Origin of the sequence: Epibacterium sp. MM17-32 (genome assembly GCF_022348205.1) — a bacterium.
Taxonomy (GTDB): Bacteria; Pseudomonadota; Alphaproteobacteria; order Rhodobacterales; family Rhodobacteraceae; genus Epibacterium.
This window is the reverse complement of record NZ_JAKRFC010000001.1, coordinates 67502-92479: the sequence shown is the minus strand read 5'-3', so window position 1 is coordinate 92479 and position 24978 is coordinate 67502. Positions and strand designations below refer to the sequence as shown.

Genomic DNA, 24978 nt, shown 5'->3' with positions numbered 1-24978 from the left:
GGGCGGGAGCCCCCCCGTACTTGAGAGACACATTAACTGGCGCGCGCAGTCCAGCCCTCGGGCACCGTCACGATGCCGCCGCCGACGCAGGCGCGCACGCCGGTTGTGCGGGGTGCGGAGGTTGCCATGCCCCGCGCCACCCGCACCGCCAGATAGGCGAAGGCCTGTGCCTCCAGCATATCGCCATCCAACCCAACCGCCTCCACTGGCTCCACCGGGCAATCCAGCGACACGCTGAGCATTTCCATCAACACCGGATTGTGCCGCCCCCCACCGGTGACCAGCACCTTTGCAGGGGCCTCCGGGCAATGGTCCATCCCCTGCGCCACCGCAGCGGCGCACATGGCTGTAAGCGTGGCGGTGGCATCCGCATCGCTCAACTCGGTCACAAGGCCAATCATTTCCGGAAAATCATTTCGGTCCAGAGACTTCGGCGGCATCCTTGAGAAATAGGGCTCTGCCAGAAACAGCTCCAGCGCGCCATTCTCGACCACGCCTTCACTGGCCACCTTGCCGCCCTCATCCATCTGAAGGCCAAGACGCGCCTGCAGGAAATCATTGATCGGCGCGTTGGCAGGCCCTGTGTCAAACGCCAGCAAAGCACCCGCATCCTCGGGGCGTTCCACCCGCGGATCAACATAGGTGAGATTGCCGACCCCCCCGAGGTTCAGAAAACACAACGGCTCCGTTGCACCAATGTATCGTGCGCAGGCGTGGTGAAAGAACGGCGCCAGCGGTGCGCCCTCGCCGCCCATACTGACATCATCAGTGCGGAAGTCCCAAACCACCGGTCGCCCCAGTGCCTCCGCCAGGGAGCCACCGTCGCCCACCTGAAGCGTGCCCTGCAAGCGCGGCGCATGGGCCACCGTCTGGCCGTGAAATCCGATCAGATCCACATCCAGATGATCCTTCATCACCTCGATATGCGCGGCCTCAACCACCCGTGCCGCAGCCGTCACCGCATCGCCACTCCATTGGCCGAGGGCCGCCCGCAGCACCTCACGTTCCGCGCTTGAATAGGTGCGATAGCCCGTCTCGCCAAAGCCGAAAATCGCCTGTCCGTCGGTCTCCAGGACCGCAACATCCACCCCGTCGAGCGACGTCCCGCTCATCGCCCCCAACGCCCGCACCGGGCCTGACTTGGATATGGCTTTGCCCATCGCTGCACTCTTCCTTGCAAAACCGGGCCTTCCCGCCCGTTGGCAGACATATTACACCGCGCATTTTGTCCCGAAAACAGGTTCCAACCCTTCGCGATGCGATTTATACAGCCGCTTGCATATTCAAAAGCCGAGGCATGCTATGACCTACCATCCGAAATCGGACTTCATCGCCATCATGATGGAACGCGGGTTCCTGGCGGATTGCACCGATTATCAGGGGCTCGATGAGGCGCTGGTGAGCGGTACGCAGACGGCATATATCGGCTATGACGCCACGGCGCAGTCGCTGCATGTGGGTCACCTTCTGAACATCATGATGCTGCGCTGGCTGCAAAAGACCGGCCACCGTCCGATCACCCTGATGGGCGGCGGCACCACCAAGGTCGGCGATCCCTCCTTCCGCTCGGACGAACGCCCTCTGTTGGGGCCGGAGCAGATCGACGCCAATATCGCCGGCATGCAGAAGGTATTTGCCAAATACCTCGACTACGGCGAGACCGGCGCGATGATGCTGAACAACGCCGAGTGGCTGGACGATCTCAATTACCTTGAATTCCTGCGCGACATCGGCCGGCATTTCTCGGTGAACCGGATGCTGTCCTTCGAGAGCGTGAAATCGCGTCTGGATCGCGAACAGTCGCTGTCCTTCCTCGAGTTCAACTACATGATCCTGCAGGCTTATGACTTCCTCGAGCTGAACCGCCGCTATGGCTGCGTTTTGCAGATGGGCGGCTCGGATCAATGGGGCAATATCGTCAACGGTATCGACCTGACACGCCGGGTGCTGGATCACGAGATCTTTGGCCTGACCTCGCCGCTTCTGACCACCTCGGACGGGCGCAAGATGGGCAAATCGCAGGGTGGCGCGATCTGGCTCAACGACGAGATGCTGAGCGCCTATGAATTCTGGCAGTTCTGGCGCAACACCACCGACGCCGATGTGGGGCGGTTCCTGAAGCTCTATACCGAGCTGCCGGTTGCGGAATGCGACCGTCTGGGCGCGCTGCAAGGGTCTGAGATCAACGAGGGCAAGATCATCCTCGCCAATGAGGTCACGACGCTCCTGCACGGGGCCGAAGCCGCCAAAGCCGCGGAGGCCACCGCGCGCGAAGTGTTCGAGAAAGGCGGCGTGGGCGATGATCTTCCGACCCTGTCGCTCTCGGCTGCAGAGCTGGGCGACGGTATGTCGATCGTGCAGATCATTGTAAAATCGGGTCTGGCCAAATCCGGCAAGGAAGCCAAGCGGCTGATTTCCGAGAATGGCGCAAGGCTCGATGATGCACCGCTTACGGATGCGGGTTTGATGATCGACGCGGCAGCGCTTGCGTCGCCGATCAAGCTCTCTGCGGGCAAAAAACGGCACGCGCTGGTGCAGCTCGACGGCTGAGCGCCTCGCGCAGATCAAGAGCTGTCAGGAGGGGCGTTGCCCCTCTTGGCCTGCGGCCCATTCACCCCGGGATATTTGGGGTTAGCAGAATGTGCTCTGTGATTTCGCACCTTTCGGCTTCCGCATTAGAGGAAGGCGAAATCGATCAACGTCAGGATGACAAAGGTTGGGATTGACAACGCCGTGGCGATCAGCAGCGCCGCGCATTTTGTCATGCGCGCGCCGGGGGCGGTTTTTCCGTAGATTTTAACGGCCTTTTTCATGATCTCATTAACCATGAATTAGGTTTCCATCCTGTTAATGGCGTCATGTTTGATCTTGGCTCCGCAGCTGTCATGCCCCGCACCCTGAAGCGTACAGAAACCATCCGCGCGCTCCCGCAATCGACCGAGTTTTCGCGCGCTCTGCAGATGCTGGGGCAGCCCCCAATGCATCTGGACCGCATGCAGGATATGCTCGTATTGCGGCGAAAGATCTGGGGCCTGCCGGTTGCGATGATCAACCGGGCGGAGTTTCACAAACCCGCGCGCCTGCTGGAAATCCTGCAGGAAGAAGGGCTGCGACGCACCCCGGTGATCCTGTCGCCGGAGCGCCCGGTGCCCGAGCTTGCGCGCCTCGGGGCGCTGCCGCTGATGACTCCGGCCAGTGTCGGGGCTCTGGATATCCATCCGGATCGTACGCTGCGACGCAGCGGGCTGGAGCAGAAATGGCGCAATCGCCTGTCTCATGCCGAAGCACAACCGCTGCGGATCACCCGGCAGAATATGCCGATGGCCCCCGATCATTGGCTCCTGCGCGCGGATGCCGCCCAACAGCAGAAACGCCGCTATCGCAGCTGGCCCACCGCCCTGACGCTGGCCTACGGCGAGGCCAATCGCGGCGCGGCCAAGCTGTTTGAGGCGCATGAGGGGCGCGAGACGGTGGCGGGCATTCTGGTCCTCACCCATGGCGACGGCGCCACCTATCACATTGCCCACAGCACGGATCGTGGGCGGGTTCTGTCGGCGCATAACCTGTTGATGTGGAGTGCAATGGACTGGCTCGCCAGCAAGGGCATTCGCCAGCTCGATCTTGGGGTGATCAACACCGAGGATGCCAGCGGGCTCGCACGGTTCAAACTGGGAACCGGCGCCCGTCTCGAACGGCTCGGTGGGACGTGGCTCTATTGGCCGCCGCTGGGGCGGCGACTTGCGCCTATTGCCTCGATCGACCTGAACCTGATGGGCACCTGATCCAAGGGCCAGGAGCCCGGGACAGCACTGGACAGCCTCCTCTTGCCGTGGTTATTTGAACGCATGTTCATTTCATGGGAGGAGCGGGACAGATGAAACTCGCAACCACACGCGCCGTGGTCACTGGCGGCGCATCCGGTCTGGGCGAGGCCACCGCCCGTCATTTCCGCAGTGCGGGCGCCGAGGTGACCATTTTGGACCGTGATGTTGATCGCGGCACCAAAATCGCCGAAAGCATCGGTGCGCATTTTGCTGAAACCGATGTGACCAGCGAAGACAGTGTTGAGGCCGCAATCGCGCTGGCGGTGGAGAAAATGGGCGGATTGAGCGCGGCTGTGAACTGCGCCGGCATCGCCCACGCGATCAAGACAGTTGGCCGTGACGGCCCGCATCCCCTTGGCGCGTTTCAGAAAACCGTCGATATCAATCTGGTCGGAAGCTTCAACGTCTCGCGTCTGGCAGCGGCAGAGATTGCAAAAAACAGCCCCGAAGCAGATGGCGCGCGAGGCGTCATCATCAACACCGCATCGATCGCCGCTTTTGACGGTCAGAAGGGCCAGGCAGCCTATGCGGCGTCCAAGGGTGGTATCGTGGGTATGACCCTGCCCATGGCACGAGATCTGGCCTCTTCAGGGATTCGGGTGATGGCGATTGCGCCGGGGATTTTCATGACGCCGATGCTGGCGGGCCTGCCCGAAGACGCACAAGCCCAGCTTGCCGCCGATGTGCCAAACCCCGCTCGACTGGGGCAGCCGGAGGAATACGCACGTCTGGCCGGGTTTATCGTCGAAATGGGCTATCTGAATGGCGAGGTGATCCGCCTCGACGGTGCGTTGCGGATGCGCTGACGCCCAGATGTCAACGGCGGGAGCCCTCCCGCCCGTCCTCACCGCCCCAAAGGGACGGATCGATCCCGTTGGGCCGAGCGCCGCGCGCGCCCCGCAGGGGCGCGCGCGGCGCTGGTCGCTTCGGGCAAAGCCCGAAGCGAAACACCTCATCCGGCCGCTTTTTCTTCCAAGAGCAGCCATTCCTCTTCGGATGCGGCCAGTTTTTCCTGACGCTCCACAAGCGCCTCAGTGGCTTTCTTGAACTTCACCGGTTCGCGCGTGAACAGCTCTGGATCTGCCATCAGCTCTTCGAGCTTGGCGATCTCCTTTTCCAGCCGGTCAATCTCGTCGGGCAGCGCCTCAAGCCGGTGCTTTTCCTTGAAACTGAGCGCCTCTTTGGGCGATTCGACCTTTGGCTTCGGCTTAGAGGCTTTTGTCTTTTCGACCTTTTCGGGTCCCTCGACCGGCGCGCGCTGTGCGAGATAATCGCTCCATCCGCCCGCATAGGCCGTGGCCTGCCCCTGCCCTTCCATCGCCACCGTCGTGGTCGCCACACGATCCAGAAAATCGCGATCGTGGCTCACCAGCAGCACGGTGCCATCATAGGCGTCCAGAAGCTCCTGCAGCAGATCCAGCGTCTCCACGTCGAGATCGTTGGTCGGCTCGTCCAGCACCAGCATGTTCGACGAGCGCGCCATCAGTTTGGCCAACAGCAGCCGGGCCTTTTCACCGCCCGAAAGCGAACGCACCGGCGCGCGGGCCTGGCGCTCATCAAAAAGGAATTCCTTCAGATAGCCCACCACATGTTTGGGCTGTCCGCGCACCATCACCTGATCCGCCTTGCCGGAGATCCCCATCAACGGATCGGCCGTGAGGTTCTCCCACAGGCTCGAATCACCATCGAGCTGATCGCGGGTCTGATCGAACACGGCGATTTCCAGATTGGTGCCCAGTTTGACCGTGCCCTCATCCGGGGTTTCCTGCCCCAAGAGCATCTTCAACAGCGTCGTCTTGCCCACCCCGTTGGGGCCGACAAAAGCCACGCGCTCGCCGCGCTGCACCGTGAGGGAGAAGTGGTTGAGGATCTGCTTGTCGCCAAAGCTCTTGGCGATGCCCTCGGCCTCGATCACCTTGCGGCCGGATTTTGGCCCCGCCTCCAGCTCCATCGCCGCCGCGCCCTGCCGCTTGATCTGGCTGGCGCGTTCGGATTTCAGATCCTGCAAGGCGCGCACCCGGCCCATGTTGCGTTTGCGCCGGGCCGAGATCCCCTCAACCGCCCAGCGGCTCTCGGATTTGATCAGCCGGTTGAGCTTGTGGCGCTGCATGTCCTCGTCTTCCCAGACCTTGTCGCGCCAGGCCTCAAAATGCTCAAACCCCTTGTCTTGGCGGCGCACCTGACCACGGTCCACCCAGAGCGTGGCGCTGGTGAGTGCGCGCAGGAACGCCCGGTCGTGCGAGATCAGCACAAAGGCGGCGCGCGTCGCGGCGAGCTCGCTCTCCAGCCAGGAAATCGCTTCAATATCAAGGTGGTTGGTCGGCTCATCCAAAAGCATCAGCTCGGGCGCTTCGGCCATAAGCTTGGCCAGCGCCGCGCGCCGACGTTCCCCACCCGACGCGGTTTCCACCGGGCGGGCGGGGTCGAACTTCAGCCCCTCGCCCGCGCGCTCCACCTTATAAAGCTCGCCGGGTTCCAGCGCCGAGGCCGCAAAATCCCCCAGCGTGGCAAAGCCCTCCATTTTGGGGTCCTGCTCCATATAGCCCACGGAATTGCCGGGTGGGATCACGATGGAGCCGGCATCCGCCTCCACAAGACCGGCCATGACTTTCATCAAGGTCGATTTACCCGACCCATTGCGCCCCACAAGCGCCACCCGGTCACCGGGCTGCACCACGAGGTCGAGGTCGGAAAACACCGGATCGCCACCAAAGGTCAGCGAAATCCCGGACATCTGCAAAAGAGGAATACGTGCCATAGGAGCGGAGCTAAACCGCGCCGCTGCCTTCGTCAACGTATCATGAGATGCAGAAGGTGCGCCTAGCCCGCCACCGCCCGCAGCAGGCGCTTGCGGGCGGGCGGGATGGCACCGATTTCAAGGCCGGTGAACACATGCAGCGTGTTCATATGGCGGTCGACCACCGCGTGATCGCTGACCCAGCCGCCCATCATCAGATAGGTGCGCAGCAAGGGCGGCATCCGGAGCATCGCTTTCTTGGCGTCAGGTTTGCGGCGCAGCCGCGCGGCAAAGCGGAACACATCGGGCGCCTTTACACGGGGCAGCCAGCGTTTGGGGGCCAGATGGCGATGCTTCAGCATCGCAAAGGCATCCAGATAGTCTTCGGTCTCGGTCCCGGCAAACGACGAACAGCCAAACAGCATCTGGATGTCTTCGCGATCCACAAAGGTGGTCATCGCCCCCCACGCGACGCGCAGAATGTCCGGGTCGTTCCAGCCCTGATGGATGCAGAACCGGCCCATTTCCACCATCCGGCCCTCAAAATCCTGCAGCCCCGAGAGATCGTAATACTGCGCCGAATAGGTGCGCGCGACCTCTGCGCCGCCTTCCAGCACCAGCATGCGGAAACAGCACACCAATGCCCCGTTGCGTGTATCTTCGACCAGCACATGGGCGCAGGTGTCGTCAAACTCGTCGCGGTCGATTTGCGCGGTGCGAAAACACAGCGTCCGCAGAGCCTGAACGGCGGCAACATCCGCAGCGCGCGTTGCAAGCCGGGCGCGATAGCGTCCCTTGCTCAGCAACAGGCCGTCATCATCACTGTCGGTGGGGCGGGAAGAGCGGGAGGGAATCGCCATAATGTGCTCGCGTCTGCTCATGTTTCCGTCGCAACCATCCCGTCCGGGACGAGATGTTGCGCTTTGCTATCATGACACATGTGAAGCCCGAGTGACGAATTCACCCCCTGCTGCCGGATTTCACGCCTGAGGGGCGGCGTGAACCGCGTTACTGTTGCAGGAAGCTGCCCGGGTTGAAGTTGCCCAGGTTGCCGATCAGCTGACGCAGGAAGGTCTTGTCCTGCAAGCTCGAATCGGTGACCCGGCGCTCCAGCGGGATCGCGCGGCCGTCCTCCAGCGTGTAGCGCTGCACGCTGTCCACCACGCCGCGCCCATCAAAGGTGATCGCCACCAGATCGCGCGAGACCACCTGCGGCGCCTTGGCACCATAGAATTTCATCCGCGAGGTCACATAATAATAGCCGCTGTCATCCACCAGAGAGTCGATGGTCGGTTCCCCGACGGTTTCCGCCACCGAGTCGCGGGTGTCGACGCCGACCACCACCTCGTTCAGCAATTCGGGACCGGGCACCCAGCCATGTTTGCGATATTGCGCCGTACAGGCCGTCACGACGACAACCGAGCCGACCAGTAGCGCGGTCCGCAGCACGGATTTAACGGTCTTCGGTGTTGCAAACATGCGCATCCCCTGCCCATCGGCTTGATTAAGACTGAAGTCCCGATTACCTAAACCGGGCCTGTGGTTCAAGAAATGAAAGTACGCACGTGAGTTCAGACCCGACATCCCCGACCGCCAAGCGGGTGGCCGACCTGCCCCAGAACCGCCCGGTGCCCTTCACATTGGCGCCCGAGGCTGGCGTCCTGGCAGAGCTGGCGCGCGAACTGGACGTCGAGACCCTGCGCAAGCTGCGCTTTGAAGGCGAGATCAAGGCCCGCGGCAAACGCGACTGGACGCTCTCCGGCAAGCTCGGCTTCACCGTGGTGCAGCCCTGCGTGGTAACGCTGGAGCCGGTGACCACCCGCATCGACACGACGGTCGAACGGCTGTTCTTGGCCGATCTGCCGGTGCCGGAGGCCAGCGAGGTCGAAATGGGCGAAGATGACAGTATCGAACAGCTCGGCGATGTCATCGACCCGTTCGAGGTCATGGTCGAGAGTGTCGCCCTGCACCTGCCGCAGTATCCGCGCAAGGCGGATGCCGAACTCGGCCAGCATCTGCATGCCGAACCCGGCACCACCCCGATGACCGATGAGGACACCCGCCCCTTTGCCGGGCTTGCAGATCTGCTGAAACCGGGCGACAAGGACAACTGAACGCGCCGGCCGCGCCTGCGACACCGCACTCAGCCAAAAAACCGCTTGCGCAAAAGCAGATTCGCAGTATTTTCGCGCGCTCATCGGAATTTTTGGTTGGACATCGGGACGGCTGCGGCCTACACGCACGTCACACCGCCCGTCAGACCGATTGACACGGAAACATGAAACGCGCCCGACGGCTCCTGCTGCCTGACGGCCCCAGTTAGACAAAGGTTGAGACATGGCTGTCCAACAGAACAAAGTATCCAAATCGCGCCGCAACAACCGCCGCGCGCACGATGCCCTGGTTGCTGCAAACCCGAACGAATGCTCGAACTGCGGTGAACTGCGTCGTCCCCACCACGTGTGCCCCTCCTGCGGTCACTACGACGACAAGGAAATCGTTGCACAGGCCGACGAGATCGACCTGGACGAAGACGCAGCCTGAGCCAAAACGGGATCACGAATGCCAGGCAGGCACGCAGTCGTATGACGGGTAACACCGCTCCATCGCAGGCAGATGCCCGCCGCACCGTGATTTCGGTGGACGCCATGGGTGGTGATGCCGGACCCGCAGTTGTGGTCTCTGGCATCTCCAAATCCGCCCGCAAGAATCCGGACATCCGGTTTCTTCTGCATGGCCCCATCGAACAGCTGGAACCACTCGTGGCCCGCAGGAAGCACCTGAAGGGCCGCGTGGAACTCCGTGACGCGCGCGACGTCGTCACGATGGAAGACAAGCCAAGCCAGGTCATGCGCAACGGCAAGGGCACCTCTATGTGGTCGGCCCTCGAAGCGGTGCGCAATGGCGAGGCCGCTGGCGTCGTCTCCTGCGGCAATACCGGCGCGCTGATGGCGCTGTCGATGCTGCGCCTGCGCAAGCTGCCCGGCGTCAATCGACCGGCGATCGCGATTCTCTGGCCCTCGCGCAATCCGCAGGGGTTCAACGTCATGCTCGACGTCGGCGCCGATGTGCGCGCCGATGCAGAGGATCTGCTGCAATACGCCCTGATGGGCACCTCCTATACCCGCAATTCGATGGACATCCCCTGCCCGCGCGTCGGGCTGCTGAATGTCGGCACCGAAGAGCACAAGGGCCGCGCCGAGCTTAAAGAGGCCTATAGCCTCATCGCCCAGAACGCGGAAAAAGCGAATTTCGAGTTTGTCGGCTTTGTCGAGGGCAGCGATATTCCCGGCGATATCGCCGATGTGATCGTCACCGACGGCTTTACCGGCAACGTAGCGATCAAGACCGGCGAAGGCACCGCCAGCCTGTTGCGCTCCGCCATGCGCGAGGCGTTTGAGTATTCCGTCCTGTCGCGTCTGGCGGCGCTTCTGGCCTATACCTCGCTGTCGCGCCTGTCCAAGCGCATCGACCCGCGGCGGGTCAATGGCGGGATTTTTCTCGGGCTGAACGGCACCGTCGTCAAATCCCACGGCGGCGCTGATGCGACCGGCGTGTCGGCCGCGGTCAAACTCGCGTTTCTTCTTGCTGAACAGGGCTTTGCGGAAAAGCTCGCGGCCCGGGTTGCATCCGCCGTAGAGCTTGCCCAAGATGACGCAGCGTCCACCGACGCAGACGAGCCCGGCGATTCTGAGGCCGGGCACACGAAGTAAAAGGCAGGGAAACGAATGACGCGACGCGCAGTTGTGATTGGCGCAGGGCACTACCTCCCAGAACGCATTGTAGAAAACGCGGAATTCGAAGCCACGCTGGATACGTCCGACGAATGGATTCGCTCCCGTTCCGGCATCGAGCGCCGTCACTTTGCCGCGGAGGATGAGACCACTTCTCAGATGGCCACCCGCGCGGCCGAGGCGGCGCTGAAATCCGCCGGGCGCAGCGCATCGGAGGTGGATGCCATCATCCTGGCAACCTCCACCGCCGATCTGACCTTTCCCTCCGCCGCCACCATGGTGCAGTCGCAGCTTGGCATGACCAACGGCTTTGCCTTTGACGTGCAGGCGGTCTGCGCCGGTTTTGTCTATGCGCTGTCCAATGCCAACGCGCTGATTGCATCAGGTCAGGCCGACCGGGTGCTGGTGATCGGGGCGGAGACCTTTTCGCGTATCATGGACTGGACCGACCGCTCCACCTGCGTGCTGTTCGGCGATGGCGCCGGGGCGCTGCTTCTGGAGGCGCAGAACGGCGCTGGCACCGCGGACGACCGTGGCATCCTGGCCACCGACCTGAACTCCGACGGGCGCTACAAGGACCTTCTTTACGTGGACGGGGGCGTGTCGACCCAGTCCACCGGCCATCTGCGCATGCAGGGCAACCAGGTGTTCCGCCACGCGGTGGAAAAACTCGCCGCCACCGCCCATACCGCGCTGGCGCGCGCCGGGGCCAGCGCCGAGGATGTGGACTGGATCGTGCCGCATCAGGCCAATATCCGCATCATCCAGGGCACCGCCAAGAAGATGGGCTTGTCGATGGACAAGGTGGTCGTGACGGTTCAGGATCACGGGAACACCTCTGCTGCCTCGATTCCTCTGGCGCTCTCGGTCGGGGTCGAACGTGGCCAGATCAAACCGGGCAACCTCATCGTGACCGAAGCCATCGGCGGCGGGCTGGCGTGGGGTGCCGTGGTTTTGCGTTGGTAATACGGCCGAAACCGCGCCTTCCAATTCATTGATATTGACAGGGAAATTGCCCTCGCCCTATTGTTTTTGAAAACAACGGGGATGGCAATGACTGAAAAGACGATTACGAGAATGGATTTGAGCGAAGCCGTGTTTCGCGAAGTTGGCCTGTCGCGCAACGAAAGCGCTCAGCTGGTCGAGAGCATGTTGCAACACATGTCCGACGCGCTGGTGCGGGGCGAGCAGGTGAAGATCTCCTCTTTCGGCACCTTCAGCGTGCGGGACAAATCCGCCCGCGTGGGGCGAAACCCCAAGACCGGTGAAGAGGTCCCGATCCAGCCGCGTCGGGTGCTGACCTTCCGGCCCTCGCATCTGATGAAGGACCGGGTCGCCGACGGTAACCGCAAATAAACCAAGATCTGATAGCGAGCGCCAATCAGAACCGGCCCCCTCCGGGGCCGCAACCCGTGCGGAGCTTTCGCACCCAGAACAGTAGAAGGTCGCCCCAATGTCCAAGTCCCCTGACGCCTTTCGCACCATCAGCGAAGTCGCGGAATGGCTGGATATCCAGGCCCATGTGCTGCGGTTCTGGGAAAGCAAGTTCAACCAGGTCAAACCGGTGAAACGCGCCGGCGGGCGGCGCTACTATCGTCCCTCCGACATGCTGCTGTTGGGCGGCATCCAGCACCTGCTGCACGAGGAAGGGCTGTCGATCAAGGACACGCAGGCACTGATCCGCGAAAAGGGGGTGCAGCATGTTCAGGCGCTCTCCAAATCGCTCGATCCCGAAGAGGAGCCGGTCGAGGCCAAACCGGTCAGCAAATGGGCGGACGAGGATCAAGCCTCTGATCCCGCAGAGAAAGCCCCGCGTCGAAGCGCCCTGGATCGCGACCCGCCGGAAGGCACGGAACCGCCGCCGCGCAAGGCCGCTCCGCCCACGCCGCCCCCCTTTGAGCCACCGTCGGCAGCGCCGTCTACGCCACCAACCGCCCCCCCGTCCGATGCCGGACCCGCGGCCCCCGTGCCCGCCACCGCGCGTTCTGATGCGGCCCCCAGCACCCCCGCGCCGGATGGGACCGAGGCTGACGTCGCGCAGGCGCCGCCCGCCGCCACCAGCGCAGAGCAGCCGCAGGCGCCCGATGCCGCCGTGGCCCCCGTCCCCCCGGGCCCCCAGGGGCCATCGGCAGAACCGGACCAGCCCATCGCCGCGGATTCCGTCGCCCCCGTGACCTCTCCCGAGGTCAGCGCAAGGACAACGCAGGCTGCGGAGCCCACCGAGACCAGCGCGCATCCGACCGCCCCGGCGGAGCCTGAGGTCGCGCCATCGCCTGCCCCGGACGCAGCGCAGACACCGCCGCAGGCTGGCGAGGTTGAACCCGCATCCACTCCCGCAGCCCCTGTCGTCGCTGGCGCAACCGACGCGAACCACGAGGCTGACACGGGCACACCGCCGCCAGCCGCGCCCGCGCCCTCACGCGGCGGTCAGATCGCCATGCCCTTTGATCTGCCTGACACGCCGCCGCCGTCCCGCGACATGGCAACACAGGCCGCAGAGACCGCGCGCCTTGTGCCCAAACCTCCGGCGGCATCCGCCCCGGCGCAGGCGGCGGACGGCCAGCCTGATTTCTTCTCTGCTCCCGCAGCACCTGCCACATCCGCTGAGACGAACCCATCCGACGATGACGGAGGGGCTCCTTCCGCGCCGGACAGCGCGCCGATGGCCACGGACGCGCCCCAAGAGACGCCGCCGCACCCATCAGTGCCCGAAGCCGATGACAGCGCCGCAACGCCAGGCCCCACCTCCGGGATCGACCCCACCGCCGGGATCGAAGAGAGCGCTGCACCCGACGACGACGCGCCTTCCGTGGCCGCTGAGGACGAAGCACCGCCCGCACCGTCGATGGCTACACCGCCCCCCTCTTCCGCCCCCTCGGCCACAGACACCGCCGCGATCGAGGCATCTGATGCCGCCGCTCAGACCGACGCGCCGGACATGCCACAGGCTGAAGAGCCAGCCGCACCCGCCACCGAGACCTCCGACACGCTGACCTCTGGCATACTGACCTCCGCCAGACCGGCCCCTGTTGCCTCCGCGCCCAGCCAGACGCCGCAGCCGGATGCCCCTGACGACGGAGAGAATGCCGACACCCGCACGGTTTCGGAGATTGCCGAGGCCATGGCGGCCGTATCTGCCGGGGTGCCCCCGGAGCCTCAGTCCGAGGTCGATCTGGGCGCAGACAGCGATCCGGTGCTGGATGCCGCTGCGGACGATGCTGCTGTGGAAGCAGCCCCCCTGGATGCAGCGGAGGTGCAGCCCGGCGACAGCGCTCCGACCGAGGACGCATCCGCTGACACTGATATCGACACCGACGACACACCGGAGCAGAGCGTGCCTGCCGCTGCCGCCCCTGCGGACACAGGCGCAGAACCGCGCGATCAGGACTTCGCGACAGAGACGCCTGCCGAGGACGTGCCGGACACTGAGACCACAGCGCCCGATCAGGATCCCACCGAGGACACCAGAGAGGACGCCGGCGCCGAGAGCCTGCACGATCAGGTAGACGCCCCCCTAAGGGCCCGCGTTGTGGACGCGCCCGATCCGCCGCTCCCTGGCCTCTCCGGCACCGGTGCCGCGCAGGGTCCCCTGGCGCGTCTGTCGGCGCTGTCCGGCCTGCCGCCTGCCGCCCGTGCCGAACTTGCTGCAATCGTCAAAGACCTGCGCGCCTGCCTGCCCCCGCGCTGATCCCACAGCACGGACAGGCGGTGCAGCGGTGCCTTGAAAAAGCGTGAAAAAATCAAATTCGCCTCTTGCCCCTGCCGCAAAAAGCAGTAGAAAGCTCCAACAACGGGCTATGGCGCAGCCTGGTAGCGCGTCCGTCTGGGGGACGGAAGGTCGCAGGTTCGAGTCCTGCTAGCCCGACCATAACAAAACGCCCGAGCGGTCATCGCTCGGGCGTTTGTGTATCCGCCGCCTGCTTTGCCGTTGGTTTTCCAAAAGATTTCGCGGCGTGCATCGCATATGTTGTGGCACGACAGAATATGCGTCAGCATCCCTCGGGACAGGGACGCCATCAGGGGAACGGCATATGACCGGTGTTTTGCCCAGCCAGACGATCGAAACCATGCTCGCGCGCGACGAGATCAAACTCGCCGCCCCCTTGATTGAGGGCCAAATCCAGCCCGCCAGCCTCGATCTGCGATTGGGCACCGTTGCCTACCGGGTGCGCGCGTCGTTCCTCGCGGGTCAGGGCCGCACTGTGGCCGAGCGGCTTGAAGAGTTTGAGATGCACCGCATTGACCTCAGCGATGGCGCGGTGCTGGAAAAGGGCTGCGTCTATGTGGTGCCCTTGATGGAATCGCTGGACCTGCCCTCAGACGTCACCGCCGTAGCCAACGCCAAAAGCTCCACCGGGCGGCTGGACCTTCTCACCCGCACCATCACCGATGGCGGCGAAGAATTCGACCGCATCCGCGCAGGCTATTCCGGGCCGCTCTATGCCGAGATCTGCCCACGGTCGTTTTCCGTTCTGGCACGTCCCGGCATGCGCCTCAATCAGATCCGCTTTCGCAACGGTCAGGCGGTGCTTGACGACGCCGCTCTGGCCAAGCTGCACGCCGACACCCCGCTGGTGGATGGCGAGGCTGTCATCGAGGATGGGCTGGGCTTTTCCGTCGATCTACGCCTGCCCGGCACCGATCTGGTGGGCTACCGCGCCAAACCGCACACCGGCGTGATCGACCTCGACCGGATCGCCGCCTATGACCCCCGCGACTATTGGGAGGAAGTGCGCAGCGACAAGGGCCGGATCATCCTTGATCCGGGCGCGTTTTATATCCTCGTCAGCCGCGAGGCCGTGCATATCCCGCCCGAATACGCCGCTGAAATGGCGCCTTATCTGGCGATGGTGGGCGAGTTCCGGGTGCATTACGCGGGCTTTTTTGATCCCGGCTTTGGTCATGCCGAAGCGGGCGGCGCTGGCTCTCGCGGGGTGCTTGAGGTGCGCTGCCATGAGGCCCCTTTTGTGCTCGAACACGGGCAAGTGGTGGGCCGTCTGGTCTATGAGCGCATGGCCGAGCTGCCGCAGCAGCTCTATGGCGCGGGCATTGCCTCCAACTACCAGGGCCAGGGGCTAAAGCTCTCCAAGCATTTCCGCGTGCCGGACTAACCGCCAGATCAACGCGGGTAGCTGATGCTTTCCAGATCCGCCGTGACATCGGCCTGCGCCGCACGTTCCAACACCGTCGACAGCGTCAGATAGGTGCTGGTGCCGCGCACGCCCTCAATGTCGTAGATTTTGGACAACAGCCCCTCCAGCGCATGCGGGCTTGCCACGCGGACCTTCATGATCAGGCAGGTATCTCCGGTGGTGGAGTGGATTTCCTCCACTTCGGGAAACTGCTCCAGCGCGATAATCTCGCGGGTCTTGCCCCAGCCGATGGTATCGACATGAACAAAGGCGAGGATGGGTTTGCCCACCTGCGCGCCGTCGATCTGTGCTACGGTGGCCTTGATCGCGCCCGACGCCCGCAACCGTTTCACCCGCTCATGCACCGCCGGGGCCGAGAGGCCGACCTGCTCGCTGATGGCGGCATAGGATTGGGTTGCGTCGCGGCTCAACGCGCCTAATATTTTTCGGTCCAGGGCATCAATGCCCCGGCTGGAACGGGAGCTGCTCCGAATGGTCTCTGTTTTTTCCATCGCTCGGTCTTTAACATCTTCACAGAATGAGTTTCACCGATTAGGCCAAACTGCCGAATGAAATTCAACATCAATCGAGACCTCTCATGTCACCTTCTGCCCCGCCGCTCTGGATCTCTATCGCCACATTGATGTGTGCCATTGCCATCGTGGGCACCAATGCGCTGCTGCTGTCACCATTGGTGCAGACGGTGGGGGCGGATCTTGCGGCCAGCCCGGCGCAGGTGCTCTGGGCCTCCAGCGGCTATGGGCTAGGGGTGGCTGCGGCGGCGCTGATGCTTGCGCCCATAGGCGACCGCATCGGTGCAGGCCGGCTGCTGCGGATGGCCCTCGCCGCGCTGACACTTGGCTTTGTCGCCAGCGCGCTGGCCCCCACGCTGGTCGCCCTGATCGCAGCACAGGTGCTCTGTGGGATTGCCGGGGGGGCCGCACTGCCGTCGATCTACACCATGGCCGCCGTGATCGCGCCAAAGGGCCGCGAGGCGCGTGTGGTGGGCGCGGTTCTCACTGGCTGGACACTGTCGCTGGTGCTTGGCGTCAGCCTTGCCGCGTGGAGCGCAGAGCTGGTGGGGTGGCGCATGGTCTACGGCGCGCTGGCGGCGCTCTGTGCGCTGGTCTGGGGGCTCAGCGCTCCGCTGGCACGTCTGGACGAGCCCGGCGGATCGGCAAGCTCCCCCCTGAGCGCGCTCAGGGTTCCGGGGATGGGACGCGGCATTCTGGCCTCTGTCGGGCTGATGCTCAGCTTCTATGTGACCTATTCCTACACCGGCGCCCATGCCACGGTCACCCTCGGTCTCAGCACCGGTCAGGCGGGACTGTTGCCGCTGATCTATGGGCTTGGCTTTGGCGGCGCGGTGCTGCTCGACCCGCTTCTGGACCGGATCGGGATGGCGCGGGCCACAACGCCGGTTTTCCTTGCGCTGAGCGCTGTTTATGTGGCGATGGGGATCTTTGGTGCCAGCTATCCGCTGTTTCTTGCACTGGCGGTGCTTTGGGGGATCTTCCAGCACTTTGGGCTGAACCTGCTGGTGGCGCGTCTGACGGTACTGGATGTGCGCCAGCGCGGTGCCATCATGGGGCTTTACTCCACCACCACATATCTCAGCGTCTTTGCAGCCCCGTTTGTTGGCGGGATTGGATTTCAGGTCCTCGGCATCCTTGGCTGTGTGCTGATATCAGCCGCGCTCACCACCATTGCCGCGATCGAGGCGCTAAGCCTGCGCCGCACGCTCCCCTTCAGGACTGATCCCGCTGCGCCCGACGTGCCCGACGCGCCTGCCTGACGGCCCGAATGCGCTCACGCTCGGCCTGTTCCTCCGGGGTGCGCTCGGCACGCTGCGGCGGGTGATCGCCACGGCTTGATTTCTTGCCGCCACCGCGTTTGGCAACAGCGTTGATCCCGGCGTTTACGCCCGCGTTCACCGCCCGCCCGATCAGGCGGCGCAGGACCATATTGGCGATCCGGTCAAATCCCATAAAAACCTCGCTGGGGTTGCTGTGATATCAACTGCACTCTTCCATATAGGGGCGGAGTGCGGCGATTTCTTGGCATCGCGCACATGCGTCAGTCTTCGTCGAACAGCTCTGGTTGTTCCTCGTCGCGGCGTTCGTCCTCGCTGTCGCCCTGACCAATGGGGAATGCGCCCGGTGGTGGGCGGTTTTCCAAGAGCCCGGCGGCGCGCAGCTCCTTGAGCCCCGGCAGATCGCGCGCGCTTTCCAGGCCAAAGTGATCCAGAAAGACCGGCGTCACCACAAAGGTCACCGGCCGCCCCGGTGTCATCTTGCGCCGCCCCAGCCGGATCCACTCCATCTCCAGAAGCTGGTCGATGGTGCCACGCGACACCGATACGCCGCGGATTTCCTCGATTTCGGCCCGGGTCACCGGCTGGTGATAGGCAATGATCGCCAAAGTCTCGATGGCGGCGCGCGACAGCTTGCGGCTCTCCACCGTTTCCTTCTGCATCAGATAGCCAAGGTCCGGGGCCGTGCGCATCGCCCAGGCCTCGCCCACTTGCACCACCCGCACGCCGCGCCCCTCATAGCGCTTGCGCAGATGCTCCAGCGCCTCGCCGGGGTTGCAGCCATGCGGCATGCGCGACATCAGATCGCGCACGGTCACAGGCTCCGCACTGGCAAAGAGCACCGCCTCCACCATGCGTTCCTGTTCCGCCATGGGGGGCGCATCGAACAGGCTGTCGCTGTCACGGCGCGGCGACTGCTGCGCGTCACTCTGGGTCTGGTCGTCCATCAATTCTCCTCTGGCCGGTTGCGCAGCTGGATCGGGGCAAATGTTTCGCTCTGGCGGATTTCCATCTTGCCCTCCTTTACCAGTTGCAACGAGGCGGCGAATGTGGCGGCGGTGGCCGAGCGGCGCTTGACCGGATCACTGTGCCAGCCATCCGGCAGGTAGCTCAGCATATCGGTCCAACTGCCGGTAAAGCCAAGCAGCCCGCGCATGCGTTCCAATGCTTCTTCCATGGTGAACACGCTGTCACGGTCCATCACAAAGGGGCGGAATTCATCCTTGGTGCGGATGCGGGCATAGCCCTGCATCAAGTCGAGGAGGTTCGCCGTATAGGTCACCGTCTTGATGCGCTGCACATCCTCGGCCTGTCCCCGGGCAAAGAAATCACGCCCCAGCCGGTCCCGCGCCATCAGCCGGGCCGCCGCATCGCGCATGGCCTGCAAACGCTCCAACTGGAAGGCCAGATGTGCGGCGAGTTCCTCACCCGAAGGGCCTTCCTCTTCGGGGTCCGGGGGCAGCAGCAGGCGGGATTTCAGGAACGCCAGCCAGGCCGCCATCACCAGATAGTCAGCGGCCAGCTCGATGCGCAGCTCCTTGGCCTTTTCCACAAAGGTCAGGTACTGGCGCGCCAGCTCATAGACAGAGATCTGACGCAGATCGACCTTCTGCGTGCGCGACAGCGTCAGCAGCAGATCAAGCGGCCCTTCAAAGCCCTGCACATCCACGATCAGCGCCTCGGCTTCGAGCCGCTCCTCGACCGTAAGTGTGTCCTCTGGAAATAGCGAGTCTTCGTCAGCCATATACCTGTCCGCCCATGAGGGCAGATAGTTCCGCTTCCACCGCCTCGGTGTCAAGCGCAGCAGGGGTTTGGCGGCAGGCAAGTGCCGCCTCGGCGCGCCGTTGTGCGGCGTCAGTCATCAGGCCGGCAGCCTCCACAACGGCAGCACGCGCCGACAGCGAGGAGTTGCAGAACAGCGCAACATCGCAGCCTGCATCGAGGGATGCCCGCGCAATTGCCCCGGCCGCCATGTCTGGATCGTCTGGCCGCAGGCCGGACAGCGCCCGCCCCTCCCGTTTTGTCGAAGACAAACCTCCGGTTTGACGGGAGGGCGCTTCGTCCCCACCCAGGCTCGGGCGCTGTTCTGGTTGCTGAAGCTCAGGTGCCCACAAGGCCTTCATCGAGATGTCATCCGTCATCACCAGACCATCATAGCCCAGTTCCTGCCGGATTACCTGCATCATCACAGGCGAGAGCGTCGCCGGGCGCGGATCAAACGCGTCGTAAACCAGATGTGCCGTCATCGCCATCGGCAGATCCCTGAGCTGCGCAAAGGCGGCAAAATCCTCGGCCCGCAGCACCTCAGCCGGGGCCGTCACATGTGGCAGATCATGGTGGCTGTCCATGGTGGAGCGCCCATGTCCGGGGATATGTTTCATCACCGGCACCACGCCCCCGTCCAGATGCCCCTCGGCACAGGCGCGGGCAATGGCGGCCACATCGGCGGCATCGGTCCCGTAACAGCGATTGCGCAGGAACGGATGCGTGCCCGCGCCCGCGACATCCGCCAGCGGCGCGCAGTTGCTGTCGATGCCAAGGTCGTGCAGTTCCGCCGCAATCAGCCGCGCCCGCAGATACATCGCCCGCATCGGGTCAGAGGCCGCCTCCACATGATCCAGCGCCGGACGCCACTCGCGCGCAAGCGGTGCGCGCAGCCGCTGCACCCGGCCCCCTTCCTGATCAATGGTAATCAGACAGTCATGCCCCGCCGCCGCGCGAAACTCATCACACAGCGCGCGCAGCTGATCGGCGCTGTCGATATTGCGGGCAAAGAGGATAAAGCCAAAAGGCGCTGCCTCGCGGAACAGCGCCTTTTCATCAGCCGTCAGACGCAGACCTTCTGCGTCGAGGATCGTCGCGCCAAACCGCATCGGCTCAGCGCATTGTCACAGGAATGCAATCGGCATTGCCCGCCACCAGGGCCGAGCAGAAGCGACGCGCGTCCGACAGGTCCTCGAACCCATGGGCGCGCAGACGGTAGAAAATCCGGCCACCGCTCTCGGCACGCTGCACCACGCGGGATTTATCGTCGAAGAACTCACCAAATTTGCCGCTGATCCGGGTCCATTCGCTACGCGCAACCTCGGCGCTCTCATAGGCGCCCAGCTGTGCCAGCCGGGTGCCCACGGCGAGGCTCTTGGGGTCGACCTCCGCCGCGGCGCTGCGTTGCGGCGCCGCGCTCTCGTTTGCGGCCACAGGGGCAGGCGCAAAACGGGCCGGCCGGACAAGCGGACGCGGCGTGACGCGCACGCCGGGGGCATTGCGCACGGCTGCGGATACTTTGGTCGCATCGATCGAGGCCACCGTGGCACCGTCCAGCGGTTCCGGCTGCACGATCGCCGCTGAGGTCTCGCGCAGATCCTCAAGCGGCACCGCCCCGTCGGTCAGGGACGCCACCAGCGCGTCGATATCGTTGCTGCGCTGCTCGATCGGAGAGACATCGGCCTCGGGCGCTTCAGAGGTTTGCGCAACCTCGGCCGCCGCGCTTGCCGCGGCTTCCAGCGCCGCTTCCTCTTCGGCCGCTTCGGTCAGGGTCGGCACGGGTTGGTCGTCTTCGGTCAGGGCAATCGCCTGCGGCGCAAGCCGCAGCGTGTCGGCGGGATCCTCGGCGATGCCGTTGGCCGCGACCGCGTTCACCGCCAGCCCCTGATGATCCGCCAGCTCGCCACCGGGATCTTCGGGCGCCACCCGCATCGGGCCGGACACCGCGCTCACCACCGGCACGCCGGAGACATCGCGCATGATCAGCTTGTAGCCCCAGACAGAGATGCTCACCACCAGCGCGATCGAGGCCGCAGCGCCCAGGAACGCGGCCATGCGGCCCAGCTCTCCGCGCCCCGCTTGCGGGGCAAACAGCTCTTCCTCGTCGCCGCCATAGCCATCGCCATAGTCGCCGACATAGTCATACCCCGCATCCGGGTAGCCATCCGCCGCCGCATAGGCGCCCGCGGAGCCGCCGCCGGCACCGGCGCCGGAAAAGGTTCCGACGTTTACCGATGGGGACGGGCTGAGGCCAAAGCTGGGATAGGGTGTTTCCGGCACCGCCGCCTCGACCACGGGGTCCTCGGGGGCTGGCGCCGGCTCTGCCGCGCGAGAGTATTGATGAGAGGAAAACGGATCGAAGGCCACGCCCCCGTTATCACCATCGCCATTTGAAGAGGGGGCGCTGGCGCCCACCTGTGCAAAATATGCCATATCCGCCTCACTGCCCTTGTGTCACAGGCGGCCCGCCTGAAATCCGGCGGGGCCACTGCGCATCGGGTCTCTTGATCTGCCTCGATCCGGCGGTTCGGGTGACTTTGGTGTCACATCTCCTGCGCCGGTTTGACGCCAAGAATACCAAGCCCGGCGGAAATGACAATGGAAACAGCCCGCGCCAGCGCCAAATTGGCATGTGTTGCCGATTGGCTGCTCTCATTAACAAATCGTAAACTTTCTTCAGATTTGCCAAGGTGGTACAGCCCGTGCAGATCAGACGCCAGATCATAGAGGAAGAAGGCAATCCGGTGCGGTTCATTGGTGCGCGCGGCGATCTCCACCTGGCGCGGCCACTCGGCGACTTTCCGCGCAACCGACAGCTGCGCCTCGTGTGTGAGCAGGCTCAGGTCCGCCGCGTTCAGCGTCGCATCATCGCAGGCGATCCCCGCCTCGCCCGCCTTGCGCAGGGTCGAGCAGATCCGCGCATTGGCATATTGCACGTAGAACACCGGGTTGTCCTTGGACTGCTCCAGCGCCTTGTCGAGATCAAAGTCAAAGCCCTGATCGTTCTTGCGCGTCAGCAGCATGAACCGAGTGACATCCGAGCCGACGGCATCAACCACATCGCGCAGGGTGACAAAGGTCCCTGCCCGTTTGGACATCTTGAATTCCTGCCCGTCCTTGAACAGCTTCACCAGCTGGCAGAGCTTGATATCCAGCGGCACCTGACCATCGGACAGCGCCGACACCGCCGCCTTCATCCGTTTGACATAGCCACCGTGATCGGCACCAAAGATGTCGATCAGCATGTCAAAACCGCGACTGACCTTGTCATAGTGATAGGCGATGTCCGGCGCGAAATAGGTCCAGGCGCCGTCGGATTTCTTCACCGGACGGTCGACGTCGTCGCCGTGTTCGGTGGACTTGAACAGGGTCTGCTCGCGCGGCTCCCAATCGTCGGGTTTCTTGCCCTTCGGCGGCTCCAGCACGCCCTCGTAGATCAGCCCCTTGGCCTCCAGGCTCTCCAGCGCCGCTTCGATCCGCCCGGTGCCATAGAGGGATTTCTCCGAGTAGAAGACATCCATCTCCACGCCCAACAGGCCGAGATCCGCGCGGATCAGATCCATCATCATCTCGGTCGAGAACGCGCGCACCTGTTCCAGCCAGACATCCTCGGGCTGGCCGACAAAGGTATCGCCGAATGTCTCCTTCAGCGCCGCACCGACGTCCTTGAGGTATTCGCCGGGATAGGTGCCATCGGGGAATTCCACGGTCTGCCCATGGGCCTCCAGATACCGCAGATAGGCGGAGCGGGCGAGCACATCGACCTGCGCGCCGCCATCATTGATGTAGTATTCGCGGGTGACGTCATAGCCTGCATAGTCCAGCAGGCTCGCCAGCGCATCGCCAAAGACCGCACCGCGGGTGTGGCCCACGTGCAAGGGCCCCGTCGGGTTGGCGGAGACATATTCGACGTTGACCTTCTTGCCCTGCCCCATGTCGGAGCGGCCATAGGCCTCGCCCTCATGCAGCGCCTTGCCCAGCACGCTTTGCCAGACCGTCAGATCCAGCCGCAGGTTCAGGAACCCCGGCCCCGCCACCTCGGCAGAGGTGATGCGCGCATCCTGCGCCAGCTTTGTGGCCAGCGCCTCGGCAATGTCGCGCGGCTTGCTCTTGGCGGGTTTCGCCAGCACCATCGCCGCATTGGTCGCCATGTCGCCATGCGCCGCATCTCGGGGCGGCTCCACGGTCACATTGGCAAAATCGAGCCCCTCCGGCAGCGTGCCTTCAGCCGTCATGGCCGCGAGGCTGTCGATCACAAGCGTACGAATATCGGTAAAGAGGTTCATATCTGGCGTCCCATAGGTATCAGCCTCTGCGGATACCGAGGGGCGCGCTCAGGGTCAACCGTCGAAGCGGCTCAGCGCAGGAGGCGGACCAGCGGGTCCTCCTCTGTCTCCCTGCGGATCACCGGACGGCGCAGCCCGGCCACAAAATAGGGATCGCGCTGGATCAGCCGCATCACATCCTGCCGGGTCTCGGCCTCGACGGTCCAGATGGCGCCGGGAAAATCCTGCATCGGCGTCAGGGCCAGCGGGCCGCCGATCTGCAACCCCGGGCAGGCGCGCACAAAATCGATATGCGCGGCACGGCGCGCCGGATCGGTCCGCAGCGCCGAGACGCCGTCACTGTCCTCGAATGTCACAATCCAACACGGCATGAGCGGTCCTTTCGCTCCTGCATGTGAAACAGCACGCGGGCCGCGCATAGGGCCAGCGGCACGTCATGATAGCGCCAGTTGCCCGGTCAGCTGGCCAACTCGCCAAGCGCCAAGCGGTCATAAAGTTGCAGCGCAAAGCGATCCGTCATCCCGGCGATATAGTCCGACACGATCCGCGCCCGATCCGTTTCGGTCTCGGCCCGGCCAATCTCCTCGTGCCAGCGCTCCGGCATCGCCATCGTGTTCTTGAGGTAATAGGCAAACAGCGCCTTCACCACCACGGCGACGCGCTCGCGCACCACCATCACCGAGGGCGCGCGGTACATCCGCGTGAACATGAACGCCCGCAATTCCTTCAACTGCGCCCAGACCTCGTCCGAGAACGTGACCACCGCATGATCGAGCGCTCGGATCTCTTCGACCGACTGCACACCAGAGGCGGCGATCTTGGCCCTTGATGTGTCGATCACGTCGCTCACCATCACCCCAAAGAAGCGGCGCAACGCCTCGTGACGGCGGCGGTTCTTGTCGAGGCCGGGGTATTTGGCATCCACCTCCGCATAGGCCGGCGCGATGATCGACAGGCTGCACACATCGTCATCGTTGAACAGGCCCGCGCGCAGACCGTCATGCAGATCATGGTGGTTGTAAGCGATGTCATCCGCCAATGCCGCCACCTGTGCCTCGGCGCTGGCATGGGTGTGCAGCTCCAGATCGATCCCGTTGTTGCAGGCCGCCAGCGCCCAGGGCAGCTCGCCAACCACGGGGCCGTTGTGCTTGGCAATCGCCTCCAGCGTCTCCCATGTGAGGTTCAACCCATCAAATTCGGCATAGTGTTTTTCCAGCGCGGTCACGATGCGGATCGCCTGCGCATTGTGATCAAAGCCGCCGTAAGGCGCCATCATCTCGTGCAGCGCATCCTCGCCGGTGTGGCCAAAGGGCGTGTGACCCAGATCATGCGCCAGCGCCACGGCCTCGGTGAGCTCCTGATTGAGCCCCAACGCCCCCGCAATCGTGCGCCCCACCTGCGCCACCTCGATCGAATGGGTCAGACGGGTGCGGTAATTGTCGCCCTCATGCTCGACAAAGACCTGTGTTTTGTGCTTTAGCCGCCGAAAGGCGCTGGCATGGATAATCCGGTCCCGGTCCCGCTGGAACGGCGAGCGAAAACTGCTCTCTTCCTCGGAAACGGATCGCCCGCGCGAACGGTCGGGCATGGTGGCATAGGGCGCGTACATGTGTTTCTTTTCCCCGGCAAATCTTGTCGCCTCGCGCGCACCTTTCTATATTTGACCTGACGCTGCAACACGCCATCGG

Annotated in this window: 25 protein-coding genes and 1 tRNA gene; 12 read left to right on the top strand and 14 right to left on the bottom strand. The window is 64.0% G+C overall.

Going from position 1 to position 24978, the window contains the following annotated elements:
* Positions 1-32 precede the first annotated feature (32 nt).
* Positions 33-1160, bottom strand: coding sequence for an anhydro-N-acetylmuramic acid kinase (locus tag MHM88_RS00445; protein WP_239358956.1), 1128 nt, complete (start codon positions 1158-1160; stop codon positions 33-35).
* A 142-nt stretch (positions 1161-1302) separates the two neighbouring features.
* On the opposite strand from MHM88_RS00445, the gene tyrS reads away from it, so the two are divergent.
* Positions 1303-2550, top strand: a complete 1248-nt coding sequence (gene tyrS, locus MHM88_RS00440; protein WP_239358954.1) for a tyrosine--tRNA ligase — start codon at positions 1303-1305, stop codon at positions 2548-2550.
* Between the two features lie 125 nt (positions 2551-2675).
* Here tyrS and MHM88_RS00435 read toward each other — a convergent pair whose 3' ends face one another.
* The gene (locus MHM88_RS00435) at positions 2676-2828 is read right to left on the bottom strand and encodes a hypothetical protein (RefSeq protein WP_239358952.1); all 153 of its coding nucleotides are present in this window, start codon (positions 2826-2828) and stop codon (positions 2676-2678) included.
* Between the two features lie 30 nt (positions 2829-2858).
* On the opposite strand from MHM88_RS00435, the gene MHM88_RS00430 reads away from it, so the two are divergent.
* Together MHM88_RS00430 and MHM88_RS00425 are read left to right on the top strand one after the other, a co-directional pair.
* On the top strand, positions 2859-3782 hold the full coding sequence (locus tag MHM88_RS00430; RefSeq protein ID WP_239358943.1) for a GNAT family N-acetyltransferase: 924 nt from the start codon (positions 2859-2861) through the stop codon (positions 3780-3782).
* A gap of 92 nt (positions 3783-3874) precedes the next feature.
* Positions 3875-4630, top strand: coding sequence for an SDR family NAD(P)-dependent oxidoreductase (locus MHM88_RS00425; protein ID WP_239358934.1), 756 nt, complete (start codon positions 3875-3877; stop codon positions 4628-4630).
* A 146-nt stretch (positions 4631-4776) separates the two neighbouring features.
* On the opposite strand, the gene MHM88_RS00420 is transcribed toward MHM88_RS00425, so the two are convergent.
* From MHM88_RS00420 to MHM88_RS00410, 3 genes are all read right to left on the bottom strand, one after another.
* Positions 4777-6582 (bottom strand): ABC-F family ATP-binding cassette domain-containing protein, encoded by a 1806-nt coding sequence (locus MHM88_RS00420; protein ID WP_239358930.1) that lies wholly within the window; start codon positions 6580-6582, stop codon positions 4777-4779.
* Positions 6583-6644: 62 nt separating this feature from the next.
* The gene (locus MHM88_RS00415) at positions 6645-7421 is read right to left on the bottom strand and encodes a GNAT family N-acetyltransferase (RefSeq protein ID WP_239358925.1); all 777 of its coding nucleotides are present in this window, start codon (positions 7419-7421) and stop codon (positions 6645-6647) included.
* A gap of 148 nt (positions 7422-7569) precedes the next feature.
* Positions 7570-8040, bottom strand: a complete 471-nt coding sequence (locus MHM88_RS00410; protein ID WP_239321838.1) for an outer membrane protein assembly factor BamE — start codon at positions 8038-8040, stop codon at positions 7570-7572.
* Between the two features lie 86 nt (positions 8041-8126).
* Between MHM88_RS00410 and MHM88_RS00405 the strand changes: the two genes are divergently transcribed.
* From MHM88_RS00405 to MHM88_RS00370, 8 genes are all read left to right on the top strand, one after another.
* A complete protein-coding gene (locus tag MHM88_RS00405) occupies positions 8127-8675 on the top strand; it encodes a DUF177 domain-containing protein (RefSeq protein ID WP_239358915.1) in 549 nt (182 codons plus the stop codon).
* A gap of 223 nt (positions 8676-8898) precedes the next feature.
* Positions 8899-9105, top strand: coding sequence for a 50S ribosomal protein L32 (gene rpmF / locus MHM88_RS00400; RefSeq protein WP_005623419.1), 207 nt, complete (start codon positions 8899-8901; stop codon positions 9103-9105).
* 41 nt (positions 9106-9146) lie between these two features.
* Positions 9147-10274 carry a phosphate acyltransferase PlsX gene (gene plsX, locus MHM88_RS00395; protein WP_239321842.1) on the top strand — a complete coding sequence of 376 codons (1128 nt, stop codon included), beginning with the start codon at positions 9147-9149 and terminating at the stop codon, positions 10272-10274.
* Between the two features lie 15 nt (positions 10275-10289).
* A complete protein-coding gene (locus tag MHM88_RS00390) occupies positions 10290-11261 on the top strand; it encodes a beta-ketoacyl-ACP synthase III (RefSeq protein WP_239358913.1) in 972 nt (323 codons plus the stop codon).
* Positions 11262-11348: 87 nt separating this feature from the next.
* Positions 11349-11651: an integration host factor subunit alpha gene (gene ihfA / locus MHM88_RS00385; protein ID WP_106164605.1), complete on the top strand. Its 303-nt coding sequence runs from the start codon at positions 11349-11351 to the stop codon at positions 11649-11651.
* 97 nt (positions 11652-11748) lie between these two features.
* Entirely contained in the window at positions 11749-13983 is a 2235-nt protein-coding gene (locus tag MHM88_RS00380) for a MerR family transcriptional regulator (RefSeq protein WP_239358911.1), read from the top strand.
* A 103-nt stretch (positions 13984-14086) separates the two neighbouring features.
* Positions 14087-14163 (top strand) — tRNA-Pro (locus MHM88_RS00375).
* Positions 14164-14326: 163 nt separating this feature from the next.
* Complete coding sequence (locus MHM88_RS00370) at positions 14327-15406, top strand: 2'-deoxycytidine 5'-triphosphate deaminase (RefSeq protein WP_239358909.1); 1080 nt, start codon at positions 14327-14329, stop codon at positions 15404-15406.
* An 8-nt stretch (positions 15407-15414) separates the two neighbouring features.
* Here MHM88_RS00370 and MHM88_RS00365 read toward each other — a convergent pair whose 3' ends face one another.
* Entirely contained in the window at positions 15415-15939 is a 525-nt protein-coding gene (locus MHM88_RS00365) for an Lrp/AsnC family transcriptional regulator (RefSeq protein WP_065332466.1), read from the bottom strand.
* A gap of 86 nt (positions 15940-16025) precedes the next feature.
* Between MHM88_RS00365 and MHM88_RS00360 the strand changes: the two genes are divergently transcribed.
* Positions 16026-17222, top strand: a complete 1197-nt coding sequence (locus MHM88_RS00360) for an MFS transporter (protein ID WP_239358907.1) — start codon at positions 16026-16028, stop codon at positions 17220-17222.
* Here MHM88_RS00360 and MHM88_RS00355 read toward each other — a convergent pair.
* From MHM88_RS00355 to MHM88_RS00320, 8 genes are all read right to left on the bottom strand, one after another.
* Positions 17176-17415, bottom strand: coding sequence for a hypothetical protein (locus MHM88_RS00355; RefSeq protein WP_114962678.1), 240 nt, complete (start codon positions 17413-17415; stop codon positions 17176-17178). The two genes, MHM88_RS00360 and MHM88_RS00355, sit on opposite strands and share 47 nt — an antisense overlap.
* A gap of 88 nt (positions 17416-17503) precedes the next feature.
* Complete coding sequence (gene scpB, locus MHM88_RS00350) at positions 17504-18187, bottom strand: SMC-Scp complex subunit ScpB (protein ID WP_239321854.1); 684 nt, start codon at positions 18185-18187, stop codon at positions 17504-17506.
* Positions 18187-18984, bottom strand: a complete 798-nt coding sequence (locus MHM88_RS00345; protein WP_239321856.1) for a ScpA family protein — start codon at positions 18982-18984, stop codon at positions 18187-18189. Before MHM88_RS00345 ends, scpB begins: the two co-directional genes overlap by 1 nt.
* Positions 18977-20113 carry a glycoside hydrolase family 3 N-terminal domain-containing protein gene (locus MHM88_RS00340; RefSeq protein WP_239358905.1) on the bottom strand — a complete coding sequence of 379 codons (1137 nt, stop codon included), beginning with the start codon at positions 20111-20113 and terminating at the stop codon, positions 18977-18979. The genes MHM88_RS00345 and MHM88_RS00340 overlap by 8 nt, the downstream gene beginning before the upstream one ends.
* Positions 20114-20117: 4 nt before the next feature.
* A complete protein-coding gene (locus MHM88_RS00335) occupies positions 20118-21437 on the bottom strand; it encodes an SPOR domain-containing protein (RefSeq protein WP_239358903.1) in 1320 nt (439 codons plus the stop codon).
* A 110-nt stretch (positions 21438-21547) separates the two neighbouring features.
* Positions 21548-23290, bottom strand: coding sequence for an arginine--tRNA ligase (argS, locus tag MHM88_RS00330; RefSeq protein ID WP_239358901.1), 1743 nt, complete (start codon positions 23288-23290; stop codon positions 21548-21550).
* 71 nt (positions 23291-23361) lie between these two features.
* Complete coding sequence (locus MHM88_RS00325; RefSeq protein ID WP_239358899.1) at positions 23362-23661, bottom strand: hypothetical protein; 300 nt, start codon at positions 23659-23661, stop codon at positions 23362-23364.
* 86 nt (positions 23662-23747) lie between these two features.
* A complete protein-coding gene (locus MHM88_RS00320; RefSeq protein WP_239358897.1) occupies positions 23748-24899 on the bottom strand; it encodes a deoxyguanosinetriphosphate triphosphohydrolase in 1152 nt (383 codons plus the stop codon).
* Positions 24900-24978 lie beyond the last annotated feature (79 nt).

Excerpts from the sequence above, each read along its gene's own strand:
- MHM88_RS00445 (WP_239358956.1), bottom strand. The coding sequence starts at position 1,160 with ATGGGCAAAGCCATATCCAAGTCAGGCCCGGTGCGGGCGTTGGGGGCG.
- tyrS (WP_239358954.1), top strand. The coding sequence starts at position 1,303 with ATGACCTACCATCCGAAATCGGACTTCATCGCCATCATGATGGAACGC.
- MHM88_RS00435 (WP_239358952.1), bottom strand. The coding sequence starts at position 2,828 with ATGGTTAATGAGATCATGAAAAAGGCCGTTAAAATCTACGGAAAAACC.
- MHM88_RS00430 (WP_239358943.1), top strand. The coding sequence starts at position 2,859 with ATGTTTGATCTTGGCTCCGCAGCTGTCATGCCCCGCACCCTGAAGCGT.
- MHM88_RS00425 (WP_239358934.1), top strand. The coding sequence starts at position 3,875 with ATGAAACTCGCAACCACACGCGCCGTGGTCACTGGCGGCGCATCCGGT.
- MHM88_RS00420 (WP_239358930.1), bottom strand. The coding sequence starts at position 6,582 with ATGGCACGTATTCCTCTTTTGCAGATGTCCGGGATTTCGCTGACCTTT.
- MHM88_RS00415 (WP_239358925.1), bottom strand. The coding sequence starts at position 7,421 with ATGGCGATTCCCTCCCGCTCTTCCCGCCCCACCGACAGTGATGATGAC.
- MHM88_RS00410 (WP_239321838.1), bottom strand. The coding sequence starts at position 8,040 with ATGTTTGCAACACCGAAGACCGTTAAATCCGTGCTGCGGACCGCGCTA.
- rpmF (WP_005623419.1), top strand. The coding sequence starts at position 8,899 with ATGGCTGTCCAACAGAACAAAGTATCCAAATCGCGCCGCAACAACCGC.
- plsX (WP_239321842.1), top strand. The coding sequence starts at position 9,147 with ATGACGGGTAACACCGCTCCATCGCAGGCAGATGCCCGCCGCACCGTG.
- MHM88_RS00390 (WP_239358913.1), top strand. The coding sequence starts at position 10,290 with ATGACGCGACGCGCAGTTGTGATTGGCGCAGGGCACTACCTCCCAGAA.
- ihfA (WP_106164605.1), top strand. The coding sequence starts at position 11,349 with ATGACTGAAAAGACGATTACGAGAATGGATTTGAGCGAAGCCGTGTTT.
- MHM88_RS00380 (WP_239358911.1), top strand. The coding sequence starts at position 11,749 with ATGTCCAAGTCCCCTGACGCCTTTCGCACCATCAGCGAAGTCGCGGAA.
- MHM88_RS00370 (WP_239358909.1), top strand. The coding sequence starts at position 14,327 with ATGACCGGTGTTTTGCCCAGCCAGACGATCGAAACCATGCTCGCGCGC.
- MHM88_RS00365 (WP_065332466.1), bottom strand. The coding sequence starts at position 15,939 with ATGGAAAAAACAGAGACCATTCGGAGCAGCTCCCGTTCCAGCCGGGGC.
- MHM88_RS00360 (WP_239358907.1), top strand. The coding sequence starts at position 16,026 with ATGTCACCTTCTGCCCCGCCGCTCTGGATCTCTATCGCCACATTGATG.
- MHM88_RS00355 (WP_114962678.1), bottom strand. The coding sequence starts at position 17,415 with ATGGGATTTGACCGGATCGCCAATATGGTCCTGCGCCGCCTGATCGGG.
- scpB (WP_239321854.1), bottom strand. The coding sequence starts at position 18,187 with ATGGACGACCAGACCCAGAGTGACGCGCAGCAGTCGCCGCGCCGTGAC.
- MHM88_RS00345 (WP_239321856.1), bottom strand. The coding sequence starts at position 18,984 with ATGGCTGACGAAGACTCGCTATTTCCAGAGGACACACTTACGGTCGAG.
- MHM88_RS00340 (WP_239358905.1), bottom strand. The coding sequence starts at position 20,113 with ATGCGGTTTGGCGCGACGATCCTCGACGCAGAAGGTCTGCGTCTGACG.
- MHM88_RS00335 (WP_239358903.1), bottom strand. The coding sequence starts at position 21,437 with ATGGCATATTTTGCACAGGTGGGCGCCAGCGCCCCCTCTTCAAATGGC.
- argS (WP_239358901.1), bottom strand. The coding sequence starts at position 23,290 with ATGAACCTCTTTACCGATATTCGTACGCTTGTGATCGACAGCCTCGCG.
- MHM88_RS00325 (WP_239358899.1), bottom strand. The coding sequence starts at position 23,661 with ATGCCGTGTTGGATTGTGACATTCGAGGACAGTGACGGCGTCTCGGCG.
- MHM88_RS00320 (WP_239358897.1), bottom strand. The coding sequence starts at position 24,899 with ATGTACGCGCCCTATGCCACCATGCCCGACCGTTCGCGCGGGCGATCC.